36 protein-coding genes are annotated in these 25,439 nt (G+C 54.0%); 8 read left to right on the forward strand and 28 right to left on the reverse strand.

The window, feature by feature from the left end:
• Positions 1 to 127: 127 nt before the first annotated feature.
• The 11 genes from P5706_RS36010 to P5706_RS36060 form a co-directional block, all read right to left on the reverse strand.
• Entirely contained in the window at positions 128 to 727 is a 600-nt protein-coding gene (locus P5706_RS36010; RefSeq protein ID WP_078465978.1) for a hypothetical protein, read from the reverse strand.
• Positions 728 to 814: 87 nt separating this feature from the next.
• Positions 815 to 1,600 carry a hypothetical protein gene (locus tag P5706_RS36015; RefSeq protein ID WP_078465979.1) on the reverse strand — a complete coding sequence of 262 codons (786 nt, stop codon included), beginning with the start codon at positions 1,598 to 1,600 and terminating at the stop codon, positions 815 to 817.
• 114 nt (positions 1,601 to 1,714) lie between these two features.
• A complete protein-coding gene (locus P5706_RS36020) occupies positions 1,715 to 2,656 on the reverse strand; it encodes a hypothetical protein (protein ID WP_078465980.1) in 942 nt (313 codons plus the stop codon).
• 92 nt (positions 2,657 to 2,748) lie between these two features.
• Positions 2,749 to 3,159 carry a YoqU family phage-derived protein gene (locus P5706_RS36025; protein ID WP_078465981.1) on the reverse strand — a complete coding sequence of 137 codons (411 nt, stop codon included), beginning with the start codon at positions 3,157 to 3,159 and terminating at the stop codon, positions 2,749 to 2,751.
• A gap of 264 nt (positions 3,160 to 3,423) precedes the next feature.
• Complete coding sequence (locus P5706_RS36030) at positions 3,424 to 3,702, reverse strand: hypothetical protein (RefSeq protein ID WP_078465982.1); 279 nt, start codon at positions 3,700 to 3,702, stop codon at positions 3,424 to 3,426.
• A 125-nt stretch (positions 3,703 to 3,827) separates the two neighbouring features.
• A complete protein-coding gene (locus P5706_RS36035; RefSeq protein WP_078465983.1) occupies positions 3,828 to 4,184 on the reverse strand; it encodes a hypothetical protein in 357 nt (118 codons plus the stop codon).
• Between the two features lie 77 nt (positions 4,185 to 4,261).
• Positions 4,262 to 4,909, reverse strand: a complete 648-nt coding sequence (locus tag P5706_RS36040; protein WP_078465984.1) for a hypothetical protein — start codon at positions 4,907 to 4,909, stop codon at positions 4,262 to 4,264.
• A 60-nt stretch (positions 4,910 to 4,969) separates the two neighbouring features.
• Positions 4,970 to 5,302: a hypothetical protein gene (locus P5706_RS36045; protein WP_078465985.1), complete on the reverse strand. Its 333-nt coding sequence runs from the start codon at positions 5,300 to 5,302 to the stop codon at positions 4,970 to 4,972.
• Between the two features lie 66 nt (positions 5,303 to 5,368).
• Entirely contained in the window at positions 5,369 to 5,632 is a 264-nt protein-coding gene (locus P5706_RS36050) for a hypothetical protein (protein WP_078465986.1), read from the reverse strand.
• A 157-nt stretch (positions 5,633 to 5,789) separates the two neighbouring features.
• On the reverse strand, positions 5,790 to 6,299 hold the full coding sequence (locus P5706_RS36055; protein ID WP_078465987.1) for a hypothetical protein: 510 nt from the start codon (positions 6,297 to 6,299) through the stop codon (positions 5,790 to 5,792).
• 483 nt (positions 6,300 to 6,782) lie between these two features.
• Positions 6,783 to 7,481, reverse strand: a complete 699-nt coding sequence (locus P5706_RS36060) for a hypothetical protein (RefSeq protein ID WP_078465989.1) — start codon at positions 7,479 to 7,481, stop codon at positions 6,783 to 6,785.
• Positions 7,482 to 7,724: 243 nt separating this feature from the next.
• On the opposite strand from P5706_RS36060, the gene P5706_RS36065 reads away from it, so the two are divergent.
• The gene (locus P5706_RS36065) at positions 7,725 to 8,153 is read left to right on the forward strand and encodes a hypothetical protein (RefSeq protein ID WP_078465990.1); all 429 of its coding nucleotides are present in this window, start codon (positions 7,725 to 7,727) and stop codon (positions 8,151 to 8,153) included.
• Between the two features lie 133 nt (positions 8,154 to 8,286).
• On the opposite strand, the gene P5706_RS36070 is transcribed toward P5706_RS36065, so the two are convergent.
• Together P5706_RS36070 and P5706_RS36075 are read right to left on the reverse strand one after the other, a co-directional pair.
• Positions 8,287 to 8,730 (reverse strand): hypothetical protein, encoded by a 444-nt coding sequence (locus P5706_RS36070; protein ID WP_078465991.1) that lies wholly within the window; start codon positions 8,728 to 8,730, stop codon positions 8,287 to 8,289.
• A 31-nt stretch (positions 8,731 to 8,761) separates the two neighbouring features.
• Complete coding sequence (locus P5706_RS36075) at positions 8,762 to 9,283, reverse strand: hypothetical protein (RefSeq protein ID WP_078465992.1); 522 nt, start codon at positions 9,281 to 9,283, stop codon at positions 8,762 to 8,764.
• A gap of 44 nt (positions 9,284 to 9,327) precedes the next feature.
• Here P5706_RS36075 and P5706_RS36080 point away from each other — a divergent pair, with 44 nt between their 5' ends.
• Complete coding sequence (locus tag P5706_RS36080; RefSeq protein WP_285685497.1) at positions 9,328 to 9,693, forward strand: hypothetical protein; 366 nt, start codon at positions 9,328 to 9,330, stop codon at positions 9,691 to 9,693.
• 192 nt (positions 9,694 to 9,885) lie between these two features.
• On the opposite strand, the gene P5706_RS36085 is transcribed toward P5706_RS36080, so the two are convergent.
• The 11 genes from P5706_RS36085 to P5706_RS36135 all read right to left on the reverse strand — a co-directional run bounded on the left by P5706_RS36085 (position 9,886) and on the right by P5706_RS36135 (position 18,017).
• On the reverse strand, positions 9,886 to 10,368 hold the full coding sequence (locus tag P5706_RS36085) for a hypothetical protein (protein ID WP_078465994.1): 483 nt from the start codon (positions 10,366 to 10,368) through the stop codon (positions 9,886 to 9,888).
• Positions 10,369 to 10,396: 28 nt separating this feature from the next.
• Positions 10,397 to 10,819, reverse strand: a complete 423-nt coding sequence (locus P5706_RS36090; protein ID WP_078465995.1) for a hypothetical protein — start codon at positions 10,817 to 10,819, stop codon at positions 10,397 to 10,399.
• A 132-nt stretch (positions 10,820 to 10,951) separates the two neighbouring features.
• Entirely contained in the window at positions 10,952 to 11,524 is a 573-nt protein-coding gene (orn, locus tag P5706_RS36095; RefSeq protein ID WP_078465996.1) for an oligoribonuclease, read from the reverse strand.
• 76 nt (positions 11,525 to 11,600) lie between these two features.
• On the reverse strand, positions 11,601 to 12,062 hold the full coding sequence (locus P5706_RS36100) for a hypothetical protein (RefSeq protein ID WP_078465997.1): 462 nt from the start codon (positions 12,060 to 12,062) through the stop codon (positions 11,601 to 11,603).
• Between the two features lie 97 nt (positions 12,063 to 12,159).
• The gene (locus tag P5706_RS36105; RefSeq protein ID WP_153045978.1) at positions 12,160 to 12,777 is read right to left on the reverse strand and encodes a hypothetical protein; all 618 of its coding nucleotides are present in this window, start codon (positions 12,775 to 12,777) and stop codon (positions 12,160 to 12,162) included.
• Positions 12,778 to 13,767: 990 nt separating this feature from the next.
• A complete protein-coding gene (locus P5706_RS36110) occupies positions 13,768 to 13,983 on the reverse strand; it encodes a hypothetical protein (protein ID WP_078466001.1) in 216 nt (71 codons plus the stop codon).
• Between the two features lie 834 nt (positions 13,984 to 14,817).
• Entirely contained in the window at positions 14,818 to 15,336 is a 519-nt protein-coding gene (gene ybiA, locus P5706_RS36115; RefSeq protein WP_011923119.1) for a riboflavin biosynthesis intermediates N-glycosidase, read from the reverse strand.
• Positions 15,337 to 15,553: 217 nt separating this feature from the next.
• A complete protein-coding gene (locus P5706_RS36120; RefSeq protein ID WP_285685503.1) occupies positions 15,554 to 16,144 on the reverse strand; it encodes a glutathione S-transferase family protein in 591 nt (196 codons plus the stop codon).
• Positions 16,145 to 16,312: 168 nt separating this feature from the next.
• Entirely contained in the window at positions 16,313 to 17,110 is a 798-nt protein-coding gene (locus tag P5706_RS36125; protein WP_078466005.1) for a hypothetical protein, read from the reverse strand.
• Positions 17,111 to 17,297: 187 nt separating this feature from the next.
• Complete coding sequence (locus P5706_RS36130) at positions 17,298 to 17,624, reverse strand: hypothetical protein (protein WP_078466006.1); 327 nt, start codon at positions 17,622 to 17,624, stop codon at positions 17,298 to 17,300.
• Between the two features lie 75 nt (positions 17,625 to 17,699).
• Positions 17,700 to 18,017 carry a DUF5983 family protein gene (locus P5706_RS36135; RefSeq protein ID WP_078466007.1) on the reverse strand — a complete coding sequence of 106 codons (318 nt, stop codon included), beginning with the start codon at positions 18,015 to 18,017 and terminating at the stop codon, positions 17,700 to 17,702.
• Between the two features lie 296 nt (positions 18,018 to 18,313).
• On the opposite strand from P5706_RS36135, the gene P5706_RS36140 reads away from it, so the two are divergent.
• Positions 18,314 to 19,009, forward strand: coding sequence for a GNAT family N-acetyltransferase (locus P5706_RS36140; protein ID WP_078466008.1), 696 nt, complete (start codon positions 18,314 to 18,316; stop codon positions 19,007 to 19,009).
• Positions 19,010 to 19,360: 351 nt separating this feature from the next.
• Here the strand turns inward: P5706_RS36140 and P5706_RS36145 are convergent, their stop codons facing one another.
• Positions 19,361 to 19,681 (reverse strand): hypothetical protein, encoded by a 321-nt coding sequence (locus P5706_RS36145; RefSeq protein ID WP_078466010.1) that lies wholly within the window; start codon positions 19,679 to 19,681, stop codon positions 19,361 to 19,363.
• A 515-nt stretch (positions 19,682 to 20,196) separates the two neighbouring features.
• Between P5706_RS36145 and P5706_RS36150 the strand changes: the two genes are divergently transcribed.
• Positions 20,197 to 20,499, forward strand: coding sequence for a hypothetical protein (locus tag P5706_RS36150; RefSeq protein WP_177345123.1), 303 nt, complete (start codon positions 20,197 to 20,199; stop codon positions 20,497 to 20,499).
• Positions 20,500 to 20,551: 52 nt separating this feature from the next.
• A complete protein-coding gene (locus P5706_RS36155) occupies positions 20,552 to 20,749 on the forward strand; it encodes a hypothetical protein (protein ID WP_153045979.1) in 198 nt (65 codons plus the stop codon).
• A gap of 52 nt (positions 20,750 to 20,801) precedes the next feature.
• On the opposite strand, the gene P5706_RS36160 is transcribed toward P5706_RS36155, so the two are convergent.
• Positions 20,802 to 22,115, reverse strand: coding sequence for a phospholipase D family protein (locus P5706_RS36160; RefSeq protein WP_078466012.1), 1,314 nt, complete (start codon positions 22,113 to 22,115; stop codon positions 20,802 to 20,804).
• Between the two features lie 123 nt (positions 22,116 to 22,238).
• Between P5706_RS36160 and P5706_RS36165 the strand changes: the two genes are divergently transcribed.
• From P5706_RS36165 to P5706_RS36175, 3 genes are all read left to right on the forward strand, one after another.
• Positions 22,239 to 22,670, forward strand: a complete 432-nt coding sequence (locus tag P5706_RS36165; RefSeq protein ID WP_078466013.1) for a hypothetical protein — start codon at positions 22,239 to 22,241, stop codon at positions 22,668 to 22,670.
• A 106-nt stretch (positions 22,671 to 22,776) separates the two neighbouring features.
• Complete coding sequence (locus tag P5706_RS36170) at positions 22,777 to 23,289, forward strand: hypothetical protein (RefSeq protein ID WP_177345124.1); 513 nt, start codon at positions 22,777 to 22,779, stop codon at positions 23,287 to 23,289.
• Positions 23,290 to 23,313: 24 nt separating this feature from the next.
• A complete protein-coding gene (locus P5706_RS36175; protein WP_078466014.1) occupies positions 23,314 to 24,204 on the forward strand; it encodes an ankyrin repeat domain-containing protein in 891 nt (296 codons plus the stop codon).
• Positions 24,205 to 24,492: 288 nt separating this feature from the next.
• Here the strand turns inward: P5706_RS36175 and P5706_RS36180 are convergent, their stop codons facing one another.
• The gene (locus P5706_RS36180) at positions 24,493 to 24,951 is read right to left on the reverse strand and encodes a hypothetical protein (protein WP_078466016.1); all 459 of its coding nucleotides are present in this window, start codon (positions 24,949 to 24,951) and stop codon (positions 24,493 to 24,495) included.
• Positions 24,952 to 25,041: 90 nt separating this feature from the next.
• On the reverse strand, positions 25,042 to 25,419 hold the full coding sequence (locus tag P5706_RS37075) for a DUF6283 family protein (RefSeq protein WP_352231491.1): 378 nt from the start codon (positions 25,417 to 25,419) through the stop codon (positions 25,042 to 25,044).
• Positions 25,420 to 25,439: the final 20 nt, after the last annotated feature.

Consider the following 25,439-nt stretch of genomic DNA (forward strand, 5'->3'; position numbering starts at 1 on the left):
ACCTGGACATCAAAGTGCTGATGTCGTCTGCTTGAGGCACAGAATCGGCAGTCGGTTGTTTAGGTGGCATATGGTGAATCGTGCTTGAAGGAGTTAATCAGGGGAGGAACGCGAACGATCAGTTATGTCAGGCAAAAGTTGGGGCCTCAATGTCTCCATCAAGGATCGCTACCATCAACCAGCCCGCGTCGGGTTGCGACCCCCGGGCCTCGACCAAATCTTGATGAGCCATTTCCATTGAGAGGATCTCAAAGCTGGGTCGATCAGCCCAATGCTCTTGGTCACGGCTGTGAACTTGATAGCCAACGATCGCCGGTGCCAGCGCCGTAATTGGCAAGTGCTTCACGACGACCTTCTCGAAGCTCGACAGCGCGCGGGCGAAAAAACCAGATTCGGGAGGGCAAAGCGATACAAGGTCTGCAATGGTCATTTGCTGAATGGTCGCTTTGCCGACAGTCATACGCTGCCAATACTCGTTGAACTGCTCGAGCGGGCGAATCCCCGTGGAGTCCAACACAAGATTGTTTTTTGGACTGAGAAGGGCGCAGTGGCGCATTTCACCGTTTTCAACGACAGCGACTGCTTGCCCGGTCTCGGCCAAGATGTTCAGGGCGACAGTGAGGAAGCTTGCTTGAAGGCACGAGGCTTCTTGCTCCGCAGGAAGCTCAATGATCAACGCTTTGGGGCCAGTGCAGAGTTTCATAACGAGCAGTTGAATTGGCTTCATAGGGCCTCCTGAATCAGTGAGACCTTATGTTCATCGTGATTCGGTCGTGCCAAAAGCCAGCGAGGCTGAATCGCCGGCCCCCCAAACCTATTGCTCGGTTGCAGGTTGCGCAGCATCCAGCTCAGCCGCTTGCTCTTGCGTACGAGCGTAAGGTGGGATGTGCTCGAGCATCTGCTTGCGGTCGTGAGTTTCTCGATCAGCCTCTGTAGACGGCAACATCTGCATTCGGATCAACTCACTTCTGACCTGCGCGTCGGATGTATCAACGAGGTTCTGAAATTGCTCATTCACTCGGGCGTTCCTGACTTCCTTCATAATCAACGGTACTGCTTGAACGGCAGCTTTGATCTGGTCGAGGGAGTCTGTCCGATCTATGGAGTATTGCTCGGCTGGTGTTGGAACGCCGGTGATTCGGGAGACAAATGGCGACGCGACGTTCCAACCTATGTTTGCTGCACCAGAACCGATGAAGCCTATCAGCACTGCTGCGCTTAACATTTCAGCGATATTGAACAGGGTTCTCCGGAAAGGGTTCAGCTTTTTGCGAGCTTCGGCTTCATCCTCGGCTTTGCGTTTTGCACCCAGGTCGCGAGCTACAGATATCATTTCGATCAGCTTGTCTGCTTCTTCACGGGTAGTGAAATGAGCAACTGTTTTCGAGCCGGAGTGGTCGGCAACCACGTAAGAGAGAGGTTGCTCGTACCCTTGGCGGGTATCTACCTCGTCCAGAGAGCGGAGTGAGTAGCTGAGGCTGCCATAGCCGCTTGCGATCTCAACAGCAAAACCCGGAGCCAAAAGTCTTATCGGCCCACGCTCGCTCGCATCGACAGTGATATCAGATGCCGCTGCAAATATTGTTGGGTTGCTTTCCATGTGAGGATCTCAATGAACTAGTGATGCCTCATTTTGAAGAATAGCGCCCTCTCTGCAACCCAAAACCATGTTATGGAATTCCGGATCAAATTCCATGCTAATGACGACTACGGATCAGGAAGGACACCCGATGCTCGATTTGGCACCGAAAACGACAAGTTGAAGAAGCTCCAAAGCCCGTGCCGTATCGATCTCGCTCAGCTCGTCTCGGAAACAGCAGGGGCATGGAATTCCATCGTCTCCCGATGCAGATGGCGAGGAAGCACACTCTTGTGAACTGCCAAGCCACCCGCATTTCTCGCACTCTGCCAGGTAGTAGCGCGAATTAAGTGGCACACGTCCAAGGCGGCCCTGGTGCATTGCAGCTCGCAGCACAAAGCCTTCGTCTGAAGGGGCATCAATGATGGCCTTGAGGTCGGCCGGCTGGATCAGAATTGGGCAGCCCAGTGATTCGGGGTGGTCTTCTCCATCACCTTGCCAGACCCAGATGGAAGGCTCATCACTCTGGTACAGGCGGTATAGGTTGAGCTCAGCCTGCAGTCGGGCGATCGTTTTATCCTGCGCTTTCGCATGCTGAACCAGACGATCGAACTTGTAAGCAGGGACAGAGCGGCCCTGCTCAGTTGAATTCGAGCTGTCCTGAACGGGACGGATAGTAACGCCAGCCCGATTACCTGAGGTGCATGCCTTTCGGTTGATATCCACCTGATGCACTAACTCATTTGCGATCTGAATGCAGTGCTCCGCGTTGAAGGACTGACATCCGCCTGCAGAGGGCCCATCATTCAGCAGCTGGCGTATCGCCTTGGAACCCTGACTGATGCAGTGATTGAAGCCCTCGATATCCCATGCGGCCGGGCTGGAGGGCTCCGCAATGTGAGTTGAGTTCAGCATAGCGAGGAAGCTTTCGGCGGCGCTTCTATCGACTTCCGGTGAGGCAATGAGAAAAGGCTCCACTGTCTGCTTCAGTGAAGGCCACAGCAGCTTTAGGGCCTGGAGTGTATTCAGTGAATGGTCGCTGTCGTTGCTGTCTACGGACGTAGTTGCTGAAGTCATTGGCTCAACTCGGTTTTAAAGGATGGGGTGGCTGATCGTTAAGTCAGCCCTTCGAAAACAATATGCCGAGATGCACTCGTGCCAGAACCGGGTCAGGAAGATCCTGCAGTAACAATTCCAAGCTGTTGGCCAGCCTCTCGGACTAGGTCGAGTGAAGCGTTGTCATACCCCCAATAATTGAACTCGCGTTCACCTGGTGGGACTGTTTTAAAATACTGATGTCGGATCTGATCCCCCGACAGAACAAAGTCACGGATCGCCCGCACGAAGTCCCTCAATCCGCCCCCATGGCAGAAGTCTGGCCAGCTTCCATCGCTGTGCGTATCAACGACTTTCTGGGTGTACTCGTCCAGGATCAGTACGCGTTCGTTGTGTAGGCTCAGTTCTGCAATCCGTCCGCTGGCTTTGTGCAGGAAGAACTGCCGGCCATGACTGGCAATTGCGTTTAGAAATGAGTTGGCGATGGCGAGACGATGCTCTTGAGTCTCTGAGGAGGTTGTCACGGCGGACTCCTATACTGTATGTGGTAAAGGGCAAGATCAGCTGAAAGGCAGCATTTCTGGCAGAACATCTATGGCCTCGAACTCTCGTCCGGCTGCATTCTCCGCAGCGCGTGTGCGGGCCAAAAGCCGCTGGGGTATCAGTGACTGGGCGTCTGACCAGGCGCGGCATCGGTGAGCAGGGAAAGCCCCCAGTAGTTGCGGAAAGGACATTATCCCTTATAGGGAAGGCCCCCCAGCGAAAACCGAGGTGCCTAAAATCACGCCTCAAGCTGCTGCGCTTGTTGCTTCGTAGTCAATTCTGTTCTGAGTGTTGCCATTCCAGCCGCGGGGCTTTTTGTCATCCCGGTATTTGAGGCTGAGGATTGCCGAGTGGCTTTGGGACTGACCTTTGCTCAGATGCGCCAGGTGGGTCTGGGCGTCGCGGTAGGTCATTTGTTTGCATTCCTCGAAGAGGACTGAATCGCTGCCGCTGGCGGCGATGACCAGGTTCCCGACGAAGCTGACTTTTCGGATCAGAAAGCGAAAGTCATAGAGCGCTGCCATGGTGTTTCTCCGTTAGGTTTCGATGAGGTCATCATCAGCCCCTACGGGGTGTGGCAGAAGCGGCTAAAGCGAGTCAATTGGGTGCCTATCTCAAAGGACAGGCACCCCCACAATTACTGGGTTGGTTACTCAGCTGGCTTTGCTTTCTTGCGGGTGGGTTTCTTCACAGGCTCGGCCGGTGCGAGCTTTTGAACCGCTTCGCTGATTGCAGACTTGTTCTGGTCGATCCAGCTAGATTCAGGAGCAGGGTCAGCATCGATTTGCAGCGTAACTTGGTCCACCAGCCTGGGATTGAAACCACGTGGCAATCGGCTTGCTGGCGACAGGTTGAGCAGGTGGCGTGTCCAGTATTGCTTCCATTGCCCTTTCGGGCGGGCGAATTCCGCAGCGACCATGCCGGCCACCGATGACTTACCAGCGCCACCCTTGGAAAACAGGTTCGCCTTGTTGCTGAAGAGATGTGCCTTGAGCGTTTGAGTCACTGATTTATCCTCACAATCTTGTCGTGCCGGCGACGGTCTTGCCGACGCCAGCGTGGTTGAAGTGTACCGCAATGCTTTCAAGGGGGCGTGCAGGCCGGTAGTCCAAGGGTGCTGGCCCCTTGATACAAAGTGTGCACGGTGCCATCCATAAGTTGCACCTGAACCCACGAGTGCCCATCGCATGTGTAATTGAAGGCTAGCGCTTCGGCCGTCATTGCCTTGGCCTTAGCGAGCGCCTCATCGTAGGTAGCCCACTCATGGCTGTCGGACTTGAAAGTCAATACTGTAGGGGTCGAAGCGTTCGGACCCTCTGTGCCGTACTCAACGTTAAACGGTGGCAGGAAGACGGAAACGTGGAGGTTCGGGTCCTCATACCAGTCCGGAAGATCCTGCCCCAAGCTGGTGCCAATCACCGCCAAGGTGTAAGCGTGAACGAGGCTGGAGCCCATGTAAGATTGACCGTCAGGTGTCTCGACCAACCAACGGCCAGTGCCGATTGGACGGCTAGACAGCTGCCACTGAGCTACCAAGGGCATGATGGCGAGGAGGGTGTTAGGGTTACTGACAGCTTTTGGGGTGTCGAAAGGTCCAAACTCGCGGCGATTGAAAATTATGTCGCACTGCCAATCATCCCACGGGGCGCGAATAAGGCCTTTCTTCGAGGGCTCAAGTGCAATAGCGAGGTAGAGGCTGAGCAGGTTGCCTTTGAGATTCTGGAGTTGCATATGGGTCACCAGTTGAAGTTGATGACCCATAGTCCGTCTGGATTGGATGTGGCAGAAGCCTCACCAGCCGCGATTTCTATTCAGCTTGGTCTGCTCCATTTGGTTGGCCAGAAAGGACTTCGCTTTAACATCCAGCTGCTCGCATGCCTTCGCACTCCCGTCGCCCCATTCCATGACTGAGCCACCACCCGGATTCGCGCCATGCCAGCTATTTTGAGCGGCTTCCTCAGTGGCGTGACCGGTTGAGACCCACTCAAACTGGTCCCCGTACTCGACGTCCCATTCAGAATCGTGGTCATCGTCATCATCGTTGATAGGCCAGCACTCATAGAACGCCAGCGACCACTTGCCATCCTTGGACTGCCAACAAATGTTTTCCCGGTTGAAGCTCATGCTCTTTTCCCAGCTATTCGATAAGGGGCCGGCAGGGCTGGCCGTTACTATAGGGGTGGATGCGCCTTAGTAGTCTTCGTCGTCCTGAGCGATTTGAGCCATTACCCAGTCCCAATAGTCGGGGACTGTTTGTTCACCAACGGGGTTTGCTGCGCTCCAGTCCGAGCGCAGGTAGTGCTCGTGCTCGCCAGCCTCAAGGAACTTGGCCACGAGCTCGCTGCGAGATAGCCCGAAATCCTCGTAGTCGTAAGGGAGTGAGCCGGTATTGGTGTACACCTCAGCTGTGGATTTGTTCGGGGCGAATGTGGCGGTAGAGGTAGGATTATTCACGGTTAGCTCCCTGATTTTATGAGCTATATTCCGTCGAAATTAAGGGTGCCAGAACCCTCCCGCTCAGAAATTCAGTGAGCGACCGATAGACCCTCAACTCTACGAATCTCAGGGTCGGATCGGAATGCCGGGGGCCTGACCGCACGTGGTTGCTGAATTAGGATTGAGCACACTCAATTTTCGAAGCGACCCAGTTCCAGTAGCCCTGCAAGGTGTCACAATTCAAGACCTCGTATCTCCAGTCTTCCTTCGTATACAGGCCATGCTCACCTGCTGCTGAATACTTCGTCGACACTTGCAAAGCATCCAGTCCAATGTCTGGTTTCCGTTGCAGCAACAGGGTGGGGATACCTGCGACGAAACCCTCAAGCAGGGAAGCAAAACCAGGGGCCCCGGTTTCCGCCCAGCCATAGACCTGATCTTTGGGTTCAGCAAAATTGTCGAACCGCACCCTGCTCAGTATTTCGCTTGACGTGGTGTGTGAGAACTCGAGAATGCAGACATCGAAACATTCAAGCAGTGGCTCAAGTTCCTCTGCAGTTTGAACCGGGTGGCGGTCGTGAGAGTAGTTGCAGACTGCTTTAAGGGTCCAGCCTGCGATCTTGAGGGTGTTGATGAGAGCGTGGGCCATCATCACTGTTGTTGCTTCTGGCGTTGGTTCTGACATTTGGCACCTCCTGATTTTGAGGATCCCAGGATGCTTGGCTTAACCGTGTGCCAGAACCAGGCGAGGAATGAATGTTAGAGAGGAATTGCAGTTCCACTCAAAGTGCAGGCGACGTCTCAGGCTTCAAATATTCCGGAGAGATAGCGTCGGCGGGTATGTCCAGCCCCCACCACTCAAGTACCTTCTCGCGGAAAAGGGCCCAGTCAGCTACGGTGGTCGAACCGTGGGTACAGAGCCTGCACTCTGGCGAGCCAGCAAGCTGTTCGGTAATAGTGTTGTGAAGGTCGATACCTCTCTCACTGAACCGTCCGACAGTGCTGGCGTCGCTGCATTGGACCCAAATTCTGTCCCGCAGCGGGGTGGTTTCAAACCAATATTCGAGAGCCAATTTCGTTACTCCGTAACTGGCCATTTCGGCCCGTGTGACACCAGATTTTACCCGTAGGCGTGGATTGAATCCAAGGTGAGGCTCTTAATCAGGGCTCACCGTTCCTCGGCGAGGATCTCATCGATCAACTCGCCTGTAAGCATTTCCATTTCCGCAACGCGCGCTTTGGTACCGGTGACGGTATCGAGCTGCTCAAGGTAGGCATTGAGGTGGCGGTATATGGCCAGCGGCTTGGGCGGTGCTGTCACCTCTTTGTAGAAGGGGCTAGTCATCCCGAGTTCGTAGGCAAGACCGGATAGAGCAGCTATCACGACCTCTTCAGCGGCGAGTGCCCAGTTCAAATCCAAGGTGCTGATGTCGACCCTATCCAGTAGGCACCCATTTGCCCGGAACCTCTGCGTTAGCTTGCTGGATGTAGGAAATCTCTCACCACGGGTATGCTCAATAGCCAGGACGTCGATGTACTCAGCAACCAGTTCTCGGTCCTGCCTCAGGCGTGTGTAGTTTATTAGTCGGCCGGCGTGGAAAATTGCGCTAGGACCACCACTGTTGGCTTCCACGATATCACTGTCGCTGCGATGTCCTTCCAGATCGCTGTAGTTCATTTCTGTACGCAGATCACCGAAGCAGCTGAGGTCAGGGTTTCCTGCCTCTAGCTGGGCGTCACAAGGCTCCAGAAAGATAGCCTGCAGAACGTCCATACGGCACGTGAATTGGGAGGGGAAGGTGAGCATGACCCCCTTAACGAAGACGTCGACGTTGTTAAGTGCGGGGCGGGCAGTGATGAGGTCCATAATTATGTCCTTATGCGAATATGCTTATGCTGCGGTCACTTTGCCAGTGCCAGAAGCCCATGGCAGGTAGTTAAGCTGGCCGCCAAAGCCCCATCCCCTATTACATACCCGCTTTTGAAATGACGAAACTGGATGCAGTCGGGGAGGACGCTGAATGTATCGATATTCGGTAACAGGGTTTTGGGTTGCTGTACTGCTGCTGTGCTTTATGTTGGAGGTCTTCTTCAATTGCAGGAGTCACCCATGCAAGTCAGTCAATTCAAATGGGACCGCTTTCATCAAGTCGATGTGTTCAGCCTGGTCGAGGGTGATCAGGTCATCGTTGCAGGCAGCATGGTCACCGTAGCAGCCCCAGCTTATGAAAAGGATGGTCAAGTTCACCTGCCGGCCGCGCCAATCGAGCAAGCAGTAATTTTGGTAGACTTCTCCGATACGGCTGCAACTCGCGCCATGGATTACGTAGGGTCTTCAGTCCATGACTTCGGGGACGGTACGGCGATCATTGCCGAACTCGATGGGTCTACAGACCTGGTCTACTCACCTCGACTGCCCAAAGCAGAGCTAGAAGCTTTCTGCCAAGAGCATCTTGAGCGATATCGGGCGTTTAACTCCCAGCACAGTGAAGCTATCGAGGAAGGTGAACCGGTTCCCATGGAGCCATGGTGGGCTTGATACGAATCATCACCCCTCGCTCTCAATGAGTTTTGATTTGAGTGAGGGAGTGGGTTGACCCAGATAGGGTGTTATTGGCTGATAGTACGAGATACAAGCTGGTTTCAGAGTTCAGAATGCCCTATGGAACGTCTCATTCTGGCTTCGCAGATCCCTGCGCCGCTAGTGACGCCAGCAGCTTATCTTTGGCGATCGACACAGTAGGAATTCCCGCATAAAACCGATAGATCTGATGGGTTACAGATTCGGCTTCTTCTCCGGTATCTCCTGCCCTGATGGAGAAAGAGTCACGCTCCTGCAGCGCGATATCGGTGATCGCCGAGAGTTCAGGCTTCAGCAGGAAGCCCTTGAGCAGCACTGAGCCGAACTTGGTTTGACCTTCAGGGGAAAGCCTTTGGTATCCATCCCAAACCATCGCGTACTGCCGTGCGCTCATCTCAGAGTGCTGCCAGTAATAATCTGAGCTCTTAGAACCAGCCCAAATCGCGCAGCCGGTTGCCAGGATGAAGAACCAAGTGCTGGCAAAAATGGATTTCTTGGTCGCTGCAATTGGTTGTTGAGGTTGTTCGGAGAACATTTGAGTCCTGATAGTGTTTAACCGGGGGCACTCAACGAGATCGAATGCCGAACGTCTGGTAAAGAAGGATGAGGCCTCGGCTGTAACGGCGGTATTCCTCATCGGTTTCGAGGTGGTCAGCATACCCAACCCCGAACTCTCGAGTAAGCCCTTTGCGTAACACCCAATCGATGAACAGTGGTCGCATCACCGTTTCTGCGAGTCCGCGCGTTTCGTGCACCCAGCACAGTTCGGCCGCCGGCGTGACTACTTGTACCAGGGAGCCTTCACCCTGGATGTACTTTACGGCCCAAACATCTGGCGTCGTATCCATAGCAATAGAGAACCAGATATCTCCGCTGGGTTGATCACTGAGCTTCGTTAGCGAGCGTTTTCGATAGGCATTGCTGACCATGCCTTCAAAAGCGAAGCCAGGCGTGAAGGTCGCACGATCAGTACCAACAATCAGGCGAGGTCCGAAATAATCCAATTGATCCCGAAGGATCTTGGACAATTCCGGGCCAAGCCGGCGCATGTAAAAAGGCTCGACGTAAACTTTAGGCTTGTCGGTCATAGGATTCCTCAAGTAGGAATGGAGTGGTCGGGTAACACTGCTCGGTGAGACCCAATATCACGGCACTACGTGGGAACAACGGAAAGCCTGCCCAGCGCCTGGTGACGCTTCAACCGATCAGTTGTAACGGGAACACCATCTGCAAAGTCGCGAAAGAGGCGAGCAGCTTCTTTGTTGACCAAGCCTGGCAGCGCGGACGCATTGGTAAGTGCAACCAAGCAAACAAGGCGGATTGCAGCATTAATCCGACTTCGCTCCGTGTCGACCTGGGATGGGTCAACCGGGAAGGGCCGGCGCGCTTGATCTATGGCCACGAGACACTGGTGAGTGGTGATGATGGAACTAAGGTCTATATCGGTCCCCGCGAGAACCTCGGCAAGAAGCGAATTGATTTCATCAGTGCGAGGTAGGACATTTTCAACGTAGCTCATTGGGGGATCACCCACTGACAGCGAGCTCCAGATAATAACCCAGGGGGAGTGCATTCCATTCCGGACGTAGGCATCGAAATTCAGCAGGCTCGTGTGACCTCAAGCCTGACCTTTTGTAATCAGGCGTTGAGAGGGATAGAGCAAATAGCCTACAGGGACTTACTTCGGGTGCTACCGGGGTGAGAGGGCTCGTGCCTCAGCCACTGCTGCACGGAACGCATCCTTGCCGTCCAATCCCATAAACTCAAAAAACTCCTCCTTAGGCAGGGCATTCAGCCAGCTACGGTACTCCTCATCCGACATGTCGTCGATCATGTCGGCTAGGCTCAGGAGCTTAGGTAGCAGGCTCTTGTAAGCGTCGTTCTCGCTCAGATCCTCAGGCGCAGTGGGTGCTGATGTCGTCACCTCGTTCTCGCCTTGTGCTGACGTTTTGCGTGATGAATATCCAAGTGCGATCTGGATGATCATCCGCTCAGCTTCCTGGAACTCATCACCCTCGACTGCGAAAGCCATGCAAATGCTGGCCAGCTCATTCATCAAGCTGCTCGGTGGTAGCTTTCCGTGCTTTCTCCAATGGAGGACATCGGCGGACAGCTGGCTTAAGTTTGCCTCCACAAAACCGCGGGCGGCCAGTCGTTGAATCTGTGCAGTCATGGGTACAGGCCTCACTTAGTGATTGGGGTCATTCAATTGGAGCCAGGTTCACCGCGCTCAGCATGTTGTTGTGAGCATTACCAATTGTTGGGATGTATGCGACGGCGTGGCCTTCAGCATTCGTCCAGCGAAAGGCCAAGTAGAAATGGTACTCAAGAGGACTGGCAGCGCCCGGCCAGCCCGCCAAATATCCTTCAGCAGCTACATTGCCAACGTTATGACCGCCCCATGGGCGAATACCGGCGATCTGAATTGTTGTAGCGTTTCGAGCGCCTTCCATCTTCTCCCGGATCTGAGCCTTGTTGTGCGGGTGCATAGGCCTTTGGGGCATGAAACGACGAATCTGGCGGATTTCATTCCTCAGAATTTGCTTCCAGAAATAGGGGCGGTCGACCTCCAGTCGAAAATCAAGGCTGACCAGATCGCCGACCTGGAATTTCGGTGTAGGCATTGTGGCTTCAGCTGAGCTGAATGGCTGAGTAGGGGAGGTGACTCGTGTCATTGGTATGGCCTGGGTGCTTGTAATGTGTCAATCCTAAGGGGCATACGGCTGTGCCAGAACCCTAGGTCATGAGCAGCTGTTTTAATCACGCTCGATCAGTGGCGCGAGCAGTGCACGGTATGTTTTGGCCTCCGCCACTGACTCAAGAATGTCAGGCAAGGCTCGATGCTGCTGGCGCTTCGAGGGTTCGAAGGAGGGGGATACCGTTTTCAGGAATTCTTTCACTGAGGAGATATCCAGATTCCGGTAGTACAAGAAGTCGTGAAGTTCCGGCATCTGGGCTTCGATGAACATCCGATCGAAGTGGATGCCACTCCCACACAGCGGCTCGACTTTCTTGGTGACACCGTTCTGCCGGTAGAACTGAATCAGTTGGTGTTCCGCGGCCTTGAGAGTAGTGAAGGACTTGACCACCTCATCGAAGAGTCCGTTATTCGTATGCATGCGCGTGACAGCCTCATCACTGAGCTCGAGGACACGAACCATGGGCTGCTGGATCACGATTGAGGTACTGGCCAGCACAGTGAAGTGTTCATCAGTGACCACTGCCCCAATTTCGAGGATACGGTGTTCGTAAACTCTACGGTCGAAGAGCTCAGTAAAGCCTGTGGTTTCCAGGTCAAGCCATGGGAGCCTGCGTTGAGATCGGGTCATTGGGTCATCCTCCATAAATTGATGTGCCCATTGTCCAGCCGGCTTGGGTGTGCCACCACCCAAACTACGCTGCCATTCACTCGTTAAAACTGGCCCTCGGGTCAATGCAATGCTCCGGTGGAATTCCAGCTAGAGTGCGAATGGCATCGAACTCCTGAACCGCCGCCCACGCCCCGTTACCCGGATCAATGCGCCCTGATACGTACACTGGGAAGGGGACGCGCTCGACTTCACCGTATGCCCTGGGATTGGCGAGCATTTTGGCCAACTGCGACTCGTGATCCAGATAGGCCTGCTTGTTGAATTGAGCAACCAGTTCCTCTGTAAGGATGTCAGCACCGCACGCGATCAGGCCGACCTGGCCGTTCACCAGCCGCTCGAATGCTGCCTGGTCTTGATGGTAGACATTTGGGTCGTACTGTTCAGGTGTGAGGCGGATAGACAGTCGGTGCTTGGCACCGTTGCTCAGCTGTACCTGGTAATGGTGCTCACCGCGATATGCGCTGAGGAAGTTGAAGACAGGGGATGTGGTGCGCATGGTCAGCTCCGGAGTTTGATGAGGACCATGCAATCGTAAATGCCCCTGCTAGTGCCAGAAGCACCAAGCTTCGCCAGGGGCGTTGGCACTAACAGATCTACTTGTAGCTTGCTGCCGCATACAAGAATACTAATACCAAAACTATCACACTCGTACTAAGGATTCCAAATGTAACTGAACGCATGCTCTTCCGTGTGTTGAGCGCAAATGTCGGGATGTATGTCATCACACCGAAAATCAACAGCAAGCTAACATACCCCAATAGAATGGAGAGCAGGCTAGGATCGTTACTTGAAAATAAGAACGGAATTGCAGTGATGCTTATGAATATCAGGCAAAGGTCAGCGCCAGTGTCGACTACTCGCCTCAATACGTCGTGACACCATAGAAAAGCCCCATTTTGAGGCTCTTCAGTGCTATAAAACAAATATGTGATGCAAGCCAGGATTGCGCTTCCAGCCAGCATCAGCGTGATTGTGCTGATGCCTATCTGCTCGTCTAAAACTTTGTTCCCAAACACCGACAAACTTTCAGCCTGGGTGATGAGCGTGAGCAGTCCCCCGAGTGCGAAATAGAAGATCATGAAGCCGGCACGGTCGGCCAGATGCTTTTTCAGGTATCCGAAGTTGAAGCTGATGTCCTCTCGGATTGGAAGGATTATCTTGCTGCGCACTGAGTTAAAGCTGCGTTTTAAACGCTCAAAAAAGACTGCCATAAACATCCCTATCGTTGTGGAACGGAAGAAACCGATCTGTCCTAATTCCCAGACTCTTGTGGGCAACTAGCCCCGCTTAGAAATCGACGTACGCTCGGCCACCAAGTTAGCCCTGTGCCGGTCTAGAGCCATATCCAGCTTCGACGCGGCGCTCTCAAGGTTAGTGCTTAGCTGGCTGGCGGGGGCGAACACGTCCCCCGAGCTTGAAAGCTGCAGAGCCCTCAATTCTGCAAGGGTCAGTGTAACCTCAGACTCCGACTCAAGCTCCTCTTGGGTGTATTCGCTGAACAGTGTCATGCCTAGTATCCACTTCCTCAGTTGGGAATACATTATCCCTGCCACCTGAGCATTGGCTAGCCAAAGCGGAGGCCTGAAAAAGTTTTCACAGCAGGTTCTGGCACGCGAATTTTGATGTGAGGATTGCCTCCTCAACGAATGCTGCCATCCGAAAGCGCCGGTGGCAGTGAATCAACGCAAGGCGCTTGTACCAACTGGAGATTCAAACGTGGTCACTCACTACTCGCAAGACCTTGGCACCTCTTCCTGCGGCCGGACCGGTTCAACCCTGGCCATCACCCAAGAACGTGGGCAAGTCTCGTGCAAGACGTGTCTGCGCTCGATGGAGAAGGCAGCACCAACACAGCTGACTGAGGGCCAGTCCGCGCCAGCTCAACAACCAAAGCCGCTGGTCACTCAACCTCAGCGATCGGTACAGCACGCGTCGTCCAAACTTACCGCTCGTGCATCCTGGGGTAATCGTCTGGCGCAGATGCCCGGTCGCAACCGCATGCCGCGCGGCAATGCTCAACAGGTGTACATCTGACTTTCCGCTAGGGCACCTAGACGGGTGCCCACTACACTTCCACAACCCTTTGAGTGCATCACTCTCCAAGCTGACGCTCTCAAGCTCGTTGCCCGCCTCAACAGGATCCTTGTTATCTCCTATCTCTTCACAAAACGTGAACTAATTTTGCTGTCTGACCTGCCCCATCAGTAAGGCGGAAAGTTCTCCACCTGATAGTTCCAAGCCTCCATTTGCTTTTTCTTTGCCATGTACTCAGGTGTCTGGGCAATCCCGTGCTCGTCGATGCCGTAGCGTTGCTCATCGCTCAGCATGAGGGGTAACACGTACACCACAAAAACCACCATTGCAGCGCCTACAACAGCTGAGAAGCCCAGGCCGAATACTAATCCGCTTACAACCATGCGCTCACTCCTAAAAGAGATCCGGTAACTCATTATTGTCCGCAGCTAACCGTGTCGCCAGCATTCCCGGCCTATTGGATGATATTACGGGACATAATTGCTCTCGACTGAGAATTGGTCACCCTTGGCTTAGCCCACAAAAACATGAATGACTAACGCAGTCAGAAGGGTCGAGCCAATCCATGCCAATACACCAAGGATCCAGGCGGGAAGCCCCTGTTTGAAAGGGTCCCAACCCCATGTCCAAAGTGCAACCATAGGAAGCCAGTGCAGTCCCGCCTTAGGGACATCCTGCATGTTCCCACCGATCACAGCAGTAATTGCTGCCAGAACGAGGAGGGTGGTTAGCAACCACCTTGCTCCCCTGATTGTTCGCTCAAGTGGAGGCTCTACTAGCTCAATGCCGAGTACCTTCATACCGGCAGCGCCAATTTGATGGCTTGAACTTTTGTGGGCCTGGTGTAGGACTGTTTCAGAATTGAGCCTGGCAATCTCATGGGGAATCTCTGTCACGATGTGAGGCCATTTATAGGCTAGACATCGCTCAGCGCCAAACCAAAATGACAGGCTCGAATTTACGCTGATCGCAGAATATGCGGGGGACCTGCGACGGAATGGAAGCCCTCCAGGTACTCAGCATGCTGCCGGGTGCCTGCCTTCAGGTTTTTGAGCGCCGATTCCTGAAGGCTGAGGCCATCTACCCTGGCCCGCTGGCCTTCGCGGTAGGCCAACGATTTTCTATCTTGGGATCTGATCATGATTGACTGCTGTGTTCGGCTCTACTTTCTAGACGAAGAAGTATCGGCAGGATTTATGTCAATTTGAGGGCCGCGCTTATGTATACCGCCTATGGGGGTGGCCCGCGTTGATCTCGGCTACTATTTTCGACCTGACGCTATTGAGCGCCAGCCCAAGTATGTTCGAGCCGCGCCAGTTGCGCCGGTCCAGGATGCGTGGATTGGACTCCCAGAGTTTTACGCCATAAACCCCATCACTCCCGCTTGCCTCAACAAACTCAAGATCACCTGTGTTGATCATTTCAAGTTTGAGATCCTCATGCTGAGTGAACTTGGCATACAGAGCATGTAGAAGGATTGCTTCCCGCCTCTCAACCCAAACAGCCTCGACGAAACCATCGACCTTGCGCCCAATAGCTTTCTGTTCAGCGGGATCATGGGTAGCCATGATTTCCGCAGCGCGGACTTCATCTCCAAAGAGGCGGGCCTTCGCGAACATGAGCATCTGTTCGACGCAATTGAAGATAATCCCCTTGACCGTGAACGGGCGCAGGTACCAGTTGCTGTATATCTCGCTCTTGTGGTGGAAGAGCAGGAACCCATTAGCAACCTTCACGGCCAAACCTCGGACAGCAATAGCTCCACAAACGTTGCCTCACCACTGAAACTACACGAAGCGAATTGACCGAGACTCCACCTAAGCGCCCGCACATCAGCCAAGCAGTCTAGGGTTTCTATGGGCGTTAGTGTGAATGAGATAGTCACAGTCATCTGCAATGGCCTTTGGCGAGGGTGTTTGGGCCAACCTAGGTTGGCCCCGTGATCTGCAAGCCTTAAGCCGCAGCGTTCTCAGATTTGTGCCCGAGGCTTGCTTGGAAAGATCGCAATGCAAACAAACGGTCTGCATAGGCGGACAGATCACGGAATGTTTTGAGGCTAAGCCCCGCTTGTTTTGCCGCCCAAAGCCAAGGACCAATTGTGACGTCCATTACGCTGATTTCATTGCTCGCGAAGTAGGCGTACCCCTGAACCATGCTATCCATTTGTTGCAGGTACTTACGCATGCTTGTCTGTGCGGCAGCGTCACCTTCTTTGGCAGCTTCCAACAGGGGGAAGAGTTGCTTATGAAAGGAGCGGACCTGCTTGCGGTAGATGGCACGACTAGCGGTGTTGGCAGGGAGCAGTGGGGGCTGGGGGTGTTGCTCGTCGATGTACTCGATGATGATGTCGAGTTCGCCGGTTGTCACGTTCCGATCACTGAGCGCCGGGGACTCAACGACATCGACTGAAAGCGTCAGATCGGCATGCTGGGCCATGTCCAGCTCGATGTATTCCAGACCTTTGACTTCGGCTGCAAAGCGGACGATATGCGATTGTACGCAGCTAGCAGAAGTGAACAGTTTGGTAGTTGAGGAAATGGACATTTGTGTAGCTCCGGATTGCTTGGCTGATGGGTGTATATTAAAAGCTCTTGTGTGTGCCACCAGCTACCGAGCCCGGAATTAATGACTTTCGCATACCCGATCTTGGGGAATGAATGTGGACCAACCCGGCTATTGGCCAGGTCGGTAAGTTGACTTGATTATGACGCTTTAGGCTGCCGTTTTTACGAGCGGCGGCGCCAAGTACACACCTTGGATTGCGCTTTCACGTTCCGATGTGGTCAACGACCACCCAAGGGTTTTTGCAATTGCATCAACTCCCTGTTCTGCCTGTTCGATTGTCGCGTAGTAGGTATGGATTCCAGCTGGGCCACGGGCCGTTTCCGCGATGTGTGCCACACGTTGCTTGCTCTGTGCTTTAGTCACGACCAGCACCAGTGCCGACAATGACGTGTGAGGGTAGTCCCCGCTGATTTCGCTAGCCACAGAGAAGGCGTCACGATCATTCAGATTTGATCCCATTCTGGCTGCGCGTGCCATTGCGCATTGCTCTTCGGAGATGAAGTCCAGAGGCGTTGCCGATTCAATTCCTGCCTCGGGGCTCGGATACACAGGCACACCGGAGTGCCAGCCATGGAAGCGGAGCTGCATCATGAAAACACCCCACTCTCGAACCGTCAGCTGTTTAGGCATCTTGGAATGCTCAGGCTTGAAGCGCTCGTAAAAAGCGTTGTCCAGGATTTGAAGCATCATTCGAACTGCACGGTTGCACACCTGGTGATCACAAGAGTCACTAGCGTTGCCTTCGGGCGTATCCGCGAATGCCTTCTCCTTGGCTGCAACAGGTAGGAGAAGGCGCAGCAGTTCAAAGGAGTATTCCAGGTACAGTTGATTGCGTGCAGGACTGAACGGCTTGCTCGCGATCTCCCCGGCGATGTGAGGCGCCCGGATGTCTGAAAGCAGCTTCACCAGCGACTCAACTGTAAATTTTGGGGTCTGGGAGATCATGAGGTTTGTCCTTGCTGATTTAATATGAGGCCAGTTTCAGTCTGTTTTTGCTGTGCCAGAAGCAACGGTGGCACTCATTTGTTCCCCTCAAATAAAGTGCCGGCAGCGGCCTTGATCTCCCAAGGCGGGGACTCAATTAAGGCGCTGCTGACCCATGAATCCGCAGTTCGGCCTTTGCTCGATAAGATCAGGAATTACTCAAGATAACGATGAAGTGATTCCCGCTGAAGGGGCCTTCCCCAATTGCAACCCTGAGCTTATCGACGACGTGCTCCCACCCGGGCATGTCGCTATCGGAGCCCTCACCGGTCATTGATGGGTCGACGAAGATTGCAACGTCAGCAATGTCGCCTTCGCTGACCGGGCCTTGCCGGGAATGCCATGTCATCGCCTGAGAGTTATTGAGCCAGCTGATGAATTCCGGCTGTGCGAACAACTCTGGTACGGACAGCTTGATGCCCGTGATAGTGCTGGGAACAGCTGATGCAATTGCGTGGCGGATTTGAGCGGACATGGACGAACCTCTTATTGAGTCGGATTGGGTGGTAGCTATGGCTTGCATGGGAAGCCAGCAGTTACTGATGGGTGATCACCAGCTGTAAGTTGGAAGTCCGTCGACCGCATCAACAGCCTGGTCAAGCTGCACCCATGTCCCGCTCCAGGTTTGTCCGCTAGCTGAGCAGGGGAGATCTTTCGTTTTCAGCCATGCAGCGATGTCCTGGAGGCACCTAGGGATTTCCTCCCCCGCGGCAACCTTTTCCTCGATGCTTTTCAGGGAGATGAAGAAGCCGTACGGCCACGCTGCGCAGGGAACCCAGGCGTTCTCATTGCCCAAGGCTGTGAGCGTCGCTGCAACCTCTTGAGTCAGGTGGCTGGTGCTGATTACAGGAAGGGAGATCAACTCCATGGGGGCATACCTCATCGCTTGATTGATGAGCCATATTCAGGACGAAATCGGTGTGCCAGAACCCCATAATCGCTAGATACACCCGGCAGATTCATTCCCCCGGGCAGGGCTTGTAATGGTTTCCCTGCCGTGTGCATATCGGCAAAGCCCTCGTGTAAGGTCGGGGTCTGGAATCGCGTGTCATAAGCCAAAAGGTAGCCCTACTTTTTGGCGAGGGGAGGGTACCTTGTTATATTGCCGCGAGACCGACAGGCCGGTACCAGCCCCGCAGGATCATTTACCTATTGAGGATGCAAATGCCAATCTCACTTTTTGACAGCGCGCCGCCGCCCCGGGATGTTACCCATCAGGTCCTGCAAATGGTCGTGTCCAATCTGACGGAACTGAGCATGCTGGCGGTGCCGCCTAGCAACCACCTCTATGAGATCTACAAGTGGGCTGTCCCTGCTGAGGTGAATCTCTACATTGATCGAATTGGGCAGGTGCCGATCGCTCCTGTTGAGTTGCTTGTGGCATTCGATGAAGAAACCCCGGGGCATGTCCTGGGGTTTCTGATGTACTTGCCTGTACCGACACATTCCGATGCTTGTGGTGTTACCTACATGGCTGTGCAAAAGACGCACCGAGGGCGCGGCATCGGTTCGGCAATGATGAAGAAGGCAATCGAACGGTACCCGCACATCGAGCTGACCTGCCCGGTAGCAAAGGTTGGCTTCTACGAGCGACTAGGGTTCCAAGTGCTTGATACCCACAACACCCAGGTGGTCATGAACACGAGGAGCGCCAGCACTGAGGGTCAGATGGCGATTGTGGATGTGGAACCGATTTACCGCTCCAGCCAGGCCCTTGAAATCAGAGACAGGCTTTTAGCGCGCTGGGGCCGGAAGGAGATGGTGAATGCTGAAACTCAATTGAACCGGCACGTAGCCCAGCTTCAACGGCAGGCCGTCGCGTTTGTCGGGGGCAGGCTGGGTACTGGAGTGAAGGCCTAGCCTCAACGCTCTATCGGGCCGCCAAAACGAGTCCCAGCGAATCGATTCGCTGATGTGCCTCTTCCACCGAATCGCAACAATCAATCCAGAAGTCAGGATCTGCTAGGACTGATATGGCGATCGGTGGAACATCCGGGGACGCTTCACTCTGAGGGCCTACAATGACTTGGGCGCCGCTGCGTAAATAGTTGGCCATGTCTGTGCGGGTTTCTGGAAACACCTTCAGGACGTGTGCATGCTGTGCTGGGGATAGCCCTTTAAGATCAGGCGGGGACGATAGAAGCTGTTTCATTCTATTGGGTTCTCATTGGCAGGGTTGACCGTCTTGCAACCGGGGGAATGGTAACCAGATTACCGGAACTCAGCGCACTGGCGGTCGGCTTCAGTTTGAGCAAGGCCTTCCTCTGCTTTGCCGGCCTCAACAAGGTCCGTGTACATTTCCTCAGTGTATCCCGATTGCGCCATCTCACCGTTGGACCAGCCGGCATTGAAGCCTGTGTCGCACTTGGAAACAAGAACAATCCCCCATACCTGATCGCTATCGTCCTTCTCGTCGGACGCATAGTGCGGACCTGATGAAACCAGCCCCTCGATCTCGTTGGACCAATAGAACTCTACCTGAGGCATGTCACGGCCGAGGAGGGTGAAGGGGATGAGCGGTGCGCTAGACATTTTGATTCTCCGCAGATGCTTGGATGGAGTAAGCATGAGAGCTGTTGCTGCGTGACACCATCACTCGCATAACTCTGGGCGCAGTCTTAGATCCACTAACTCTCCGAGGGTCAGCTCCCCGGCCAGGTACCGATTCAGTTCAGGCAATGGTTCGGACCCGACGCCAACACCGCTGAGTTCTTCTCGAAGCCTCAATTGCCGAAAAGCCAGTGCCCGGGATTGCTGCTCAGGGTTGAGGAGGGCGGATCTAAGAGTGCGCTCAACTGTGTCGCGGTTAGTAATTGCCATTAGTGAGCCTCAATGGGTGTGGATTTGGCCAGGCTTTCATCATCTGCATGGTCGACAGTGAGGCTAACCCATGCACCCTGCATTCGATACCCAACATGAGGTTCAACAGCGTCTACTCGTAGCTGGCGGAAAATCATCGACGGGCTGTTGGCACGGTTTCAAGTGACCGAAAATTACTGCGTTGAGAAGATGCCCATCCTGGGCAGCGAATGTTGATAGAGGATCGTATGGCCGATACACGCAAGATGACTAAGGCTCAGAAATTCGTAGCTGACATGATCAAGCACCGTGGCTTGGAGTTTGTTCAACTGGACATGCAGGTCGAGGTAGATGGTGACATCGGAACAATCATCGGAATGAACGACAGCGCGAACCTCAACGTACGATTCTCAAATCAGCTAAAGTACGGGAAGCATGTTCACAACTGCCATCCATGCTGGAAAGTAAAATACTATAGTGCTGAGGGGAAGTGCATCGCTCATTTTGATGGTGATAAGTGTGTATTCCGCCCCGCTCAGACTGTTGAATAAATTTTCACATGCAGCGGCCAATTACACGCACTACTTAATCAAAGGCAAAAGAATGCAGTCATCAGACAAATCAGTATCAGAAATTACTATGTTCACTAAGGGCGCAGATGGGGTTTGGCTACCTGTAATCATGGACCCGATGGGTGATGCTGGTAGGGAAAAGGAAATCGAGCAGTATCTCGAAATTCAACGAGTTGAACGCCAAACCCTGGAGAGCCAGGGCGAAAAGGTTCTGAGCTACAAATCATGAATTCGCCCTGGTCAAACCTGGAGAACAGTAAGATTTGACCAGCTTTGTGCGTTCAGTCATCACCAATCAAGTTCGCTACTAGGATTGGTTGGTTGCTTCGGGCGGTGAACATCATCGTGACCGAAACCTTGCTATACAACCCTCCAAAATACTCATCAGCATTCACACCGGCGAGGCGCTGTTTCAAGGGTGTGGTGCTGGTAATATGTTTGGATAGAAGGTTTTCGAATGAATCGTGATCCGAGTCAATCCAAGCTTGCAGGTCGGTTCTCAACTGGGCAATTGGCTTGAGCTTCTTACCCTTGGCCTTAACCCTTGGCAGATGCGTTCCAAGCACTTCTGTTTTCTTGATGGAATAGCTTAGAGCCACTGAGAGCAGCTTTACTCCGTTGGGTGCTGAGAGCTTCACAACCATCGTCGTGTCCGAGGACATTGCTCTGAGGTCTTCTGGTTTCACAGAAAGCTCAATCTGAACGGTCTTGAATGGTGCAGGCAGGATTCCGCGAATCTTCATGCTCTGAGCTATCTTAGTTATCTGCCTCCCAGCCAGGCGAGCCCAGCCGACATGCTTCTGATTGAGGACGCAAAGGCATCGTGAGCCCTTATCCAGCGGAGGCAGGATCTTGTTTCGCTTCTTCCAGCTAAGCAGGTCGACCCCGGGCTCAAACCGTAAGCATGGTGATGCTTTGGTAGGGGTTACAGTGCCTAGATGGTTAATGCCAGACGGATGTGCGGATTTCACTGTCTCTTGGAGTTCAGCAAGGGCTGCCGTTTTCCTCGATCGCCTCTCACCCTCCAGGCGAAGCTCCTGAGCATTTAACCGTTCCGCATTTGCTCGTTTTGCATCAACTTCAATGGTGCGAAGTGACTCGTTGAACTGTTCGTATGCCTCCTTGCCGCGCTCTACATCCTCAGCCATCTGGTGGAACCAATCCCAGTCGACCTGAACTAGACCTGGATCAGTAGTCCATTCCCGCACCATATTTCGTACTGACTCACAGGTTTTGTCTCGAGCTGAACCGTCGAAACAGACACTCAGCTCCTTGTTCCGCCTCCCTCCCTGAGTCAGGTTTTGGCTCCCAAGGGTGACAAACTGATCCTCATCCATGATCACTTTTGCATGCAGCTTCGGCACTACGAAGACTTTACATTCCTTTTTGAGTAGCTGTTTGAATGCGTTCAGCTTTGACGCACCGCTGAGAAAATCGCGGAGATCGAAGCGTGTATAGAACGTAGCTTTCTTGTTCGCGAGCAGCGTTAGAGTAGGGTTCTTCGTGATGTAGGGGGAGAGCACGGTAAGTTGAGACTGAGCACTGGTGATCTGTTGAATCCACCGCGGGGCCATCTTCGTTCGAATGCGGATCATCGGTCCTACCCTGGAAAGCCGGAAATGTACGTTACGCCCAGTATATCGGCAGCTTAACTCTGTGGTCGCGTGCACATGCACCCCTTAAAATGCTCACCAGACTCCGTGAATGGAAACGAATCAATGGATGTTCACCACTTAGCACCACCAGAGCTGGTCAGCTTGGCAGCGAGCTCGAGGGAGATCTTTGAAGGCATTCTGGCTCAATCACTGGGCCACCAGCGCACGCTGGGTACCTGTCTGTATGCGGCGGTGATGTGCGCGGCGGTAATCAACCGCTTTACGAGTTTCCAGGCCGCTGTGCGTGGGGGGGATGGTGATTCGGATGGCGGGCTCTACATCGACTGGGTTGGTCATGGTCACTATTGGGTGGAGGCGACAGCCGGCGATCAAGCCTTTGTTGTCGATGTCACTGCGGACCAGTTCGGGCTCCCCAAGGTAGTAGTGGCGCCCCTTGAAGATCTGCCAGCCAGGTACATACCTGGTGATCAGAAAGCAGTTGATGAACATGCTGCTGATCTGATGCTAGAAATCCAGTCGGAACAAGCCGGGTAATGCGATCGGTTTGTTTTGGTTACATGCTGTTGGCACGAGCATTCGTGCAGTTATCCTTACTCTCACAGCCCCGAACGGGGTACTGATCACCTTCGGGAGCGTCATCGTGAAGAAAACTGATATTGGAGTCGGCCGGTTCTATACCGACGGCAAAGCGGGTCTGCGTGAAGTCCTTGCCGAGGGGCCGCAATTCAAGCTGTACGAAGCAGTCGCAGATGAAGACTGCCTCCGTTATAAGCCCCATGTGAGTTCGGGCGGCATTCCTGCTGGGACCGAAAGTAACACCACTCGAGTTTCATTTGCCGCCTGGGCCAAGTCCGAAGTCCTCACGGGTGATGTTGGCCAGTGGCTTATCAATCACCAGTCGATTGCCATCGCCAAGAAGCTATCACCGGGGCAGCGAGCCTTCCTCGCGACGTTTGATCGTGATCTAAACCTGACAAGCAGTATTAGTTGTCAGCGTGGTGAATTCCGCTCTGCCAAGTCTTGCCGGGAGAAAGGGTTGATCGCTGAAATGCCTGAGTCATTGGCTAAGGATATGGATCATTTCGATCTCATCTTCACCGCCCTCGGCCTGGCCGTTCTAAAGCGGGTCCTTGAGGACCCCGCGTACGCCTGAGATGATCTGCATAGGAGCCGGACAATGGATTCCAAACGAAAGGGAAAGCAAACGCTGATCAGGTTTTGTGTCCTCGCTATATCAATTGTTGTAGCGCCGGCCGCCACTGCAGGTGACCCTGTTCAGTGTAAAAGGGTGGGAGGCAGCATTGTCGTAACGGCAACATCTGATGGGAGTGTGTACGCTATCAATGGCAGCGCGAGGACTATGGCGGCCGCCCAGGGCTGGAAAGATGGAAAAGAGCGTTACGAGCCGTCTGAACTGCTTGCGCTGCTTCAGCAGGGTGTGAAGAGCTGCTCAAGCACAGGCTCCACCTCAACCGCTGTTCCGGAATTATCGAATCACTCTGCTAAAGTCGATTCATCTCCTGCTCCCGTCGTAGCCTCAGGTGCCAAAACTTCCAGCTCGTTTAGCCGGGAAGGGTTTTCCAAGGCAGCAAGCAGCGGCGACATACCAACGCTCAAAGAGTATGTCGACGGCGGCTATGCTGTTGATACTCCTGGGCCAGACATGCCTTGGCTCAATCAGAAGGGTAATCCTGTGATCGCCGCCGCTGCGGCAGCCAAGAAGTGCGCTGCCGTCGATTATCTTCTCTCAGCAGGAGCGAAACCTGACTTCATGGGCATTAAGTACGGCTGGACCCCGATCGCGCATGCAGCGCAGGCCGGTGCTACCGACTGCGTCCGTTCTTTGCTTGCTGCTGGCGCGCGGCCAGATGTGGCATTAGAGCGGGGAGGAGATACGCCACTCATCATGGCGGCATACCAGGGTCACTTCGACGTAGTGAAACTTCTCGTAGAGCACGGTGCTAGCCTCAGCTCCAAGAATAATGACGGCGACACCGCATATCGCGCAGCCGTCGTGGGTGGGAGCAATGCAACTGCTCAGTATCTGAAATCCAAGGGTGGGAAGTGAAAAGATGACGACCGCAAGCAAGCATGAACTGGAGCCATACTGGGGGATCGTAGGTGCTGGCTTGGCCAGCCGGCGAGCAATGCCGGGAGCGATGAACATCAGCCCTGAGCACAAGGCCCCGCAATACGTAGTAACGCTATGCGAGGCTCTTCTCGCGCAGTTGCAGTCTGCGGGTGCAAATGACGTAACACTGAAGGATTTGACCCGCTTGGAGCGTACTTGCACCGGCGCTGATTACCAGCACAAGCTCGCCCTGCGGTGCTTGCAGCTTGAGCGCCCGGTCGCGGCTTAGCTCGGCTGGGAGCTTTCGTAGTTTTCAATCCAGTCTTCCAGACCCTTGGCCAGGGTCTGAAGACGTTGGGCTGGCTGGATTTCAGTGAACACTGGTCGAGCTAGCCAAGCCTCGAGCTGTACGATGATCTCGTTTATCTGTTCTTCCCCGCCCCAGTCGCAGTCCTGGTATTTCTGCTTTGTGAAACAGAACCATTGCACTTCGTCATCAGACTGCAATGGGGAGTAGTGCTCGAGCATTACGGTTTCGATCTTGTCTGCCAGCGTGACAACGCCAACTTTCATGGTTTCGCTGACTGATGCCAGGGTGCCCGGCGGCATACTGAGCAATCGGTCGCCAATCAGAAACGCCAACTCCTGCATGCGGTTCAGGTGGGCGTCGTACTCAGGAAACAGTTGCGGCGGCTGACCTGGGCGATAGATGCCAGTCGTTGTCAGGGCTTTGTTCATTTGCATGGTGGCTTCATCAATGGCTTAGAGTTGAGCCATCGTAGATCGCGTTATGGCGTGCCAGAAGCCAAGCGCCAGCTCCTGGCTTGTTGAGGATCACTCGACGGTTGACTCCCTGAGCTTGTCGAGGACGTCTAGGTAGTTAGAGTGCAGCTCTGGCCAGCCAGTGCCGGGGTTGAGTGCCTCTGCTGGGAGCTTACCAGTGCTAACGAGATATCGAATGCGAGGGTGGGCATGCCCTACCTTGGCCAGCCAACCGGCGCAGGCGAATTCCTCTCCCACCCGGCTTTGGTGACATGCGAATATCGGGTCGAGATAGCTTGGACCCATCCCATTGATGTCCGGGCTGCAGTTTCTCAGCCGTTCAGCCTTCTCCAGATCAAAATTGGGAATGTCTGAGGCTTCTTGATTCACTCGCCAAGGACAAGAGCCGCAGGGCTTTTTGAGAGGGTTCAGCGCGCATGAACTGGACACGGGTGATCACCTTGATCTGG

It is taken from the genome of Pseudomonas sp. ChxA (assembly GCF_030263855.1).
Taxonomy (GTDB): domain Bacteria; phylum Pseudomonadota; class Gammaproteobacteria; order Pseudomonadales; family Pseudomonadaceae; genus Aquipseudomonas; species Aquipseudomonas fluorescens_CB.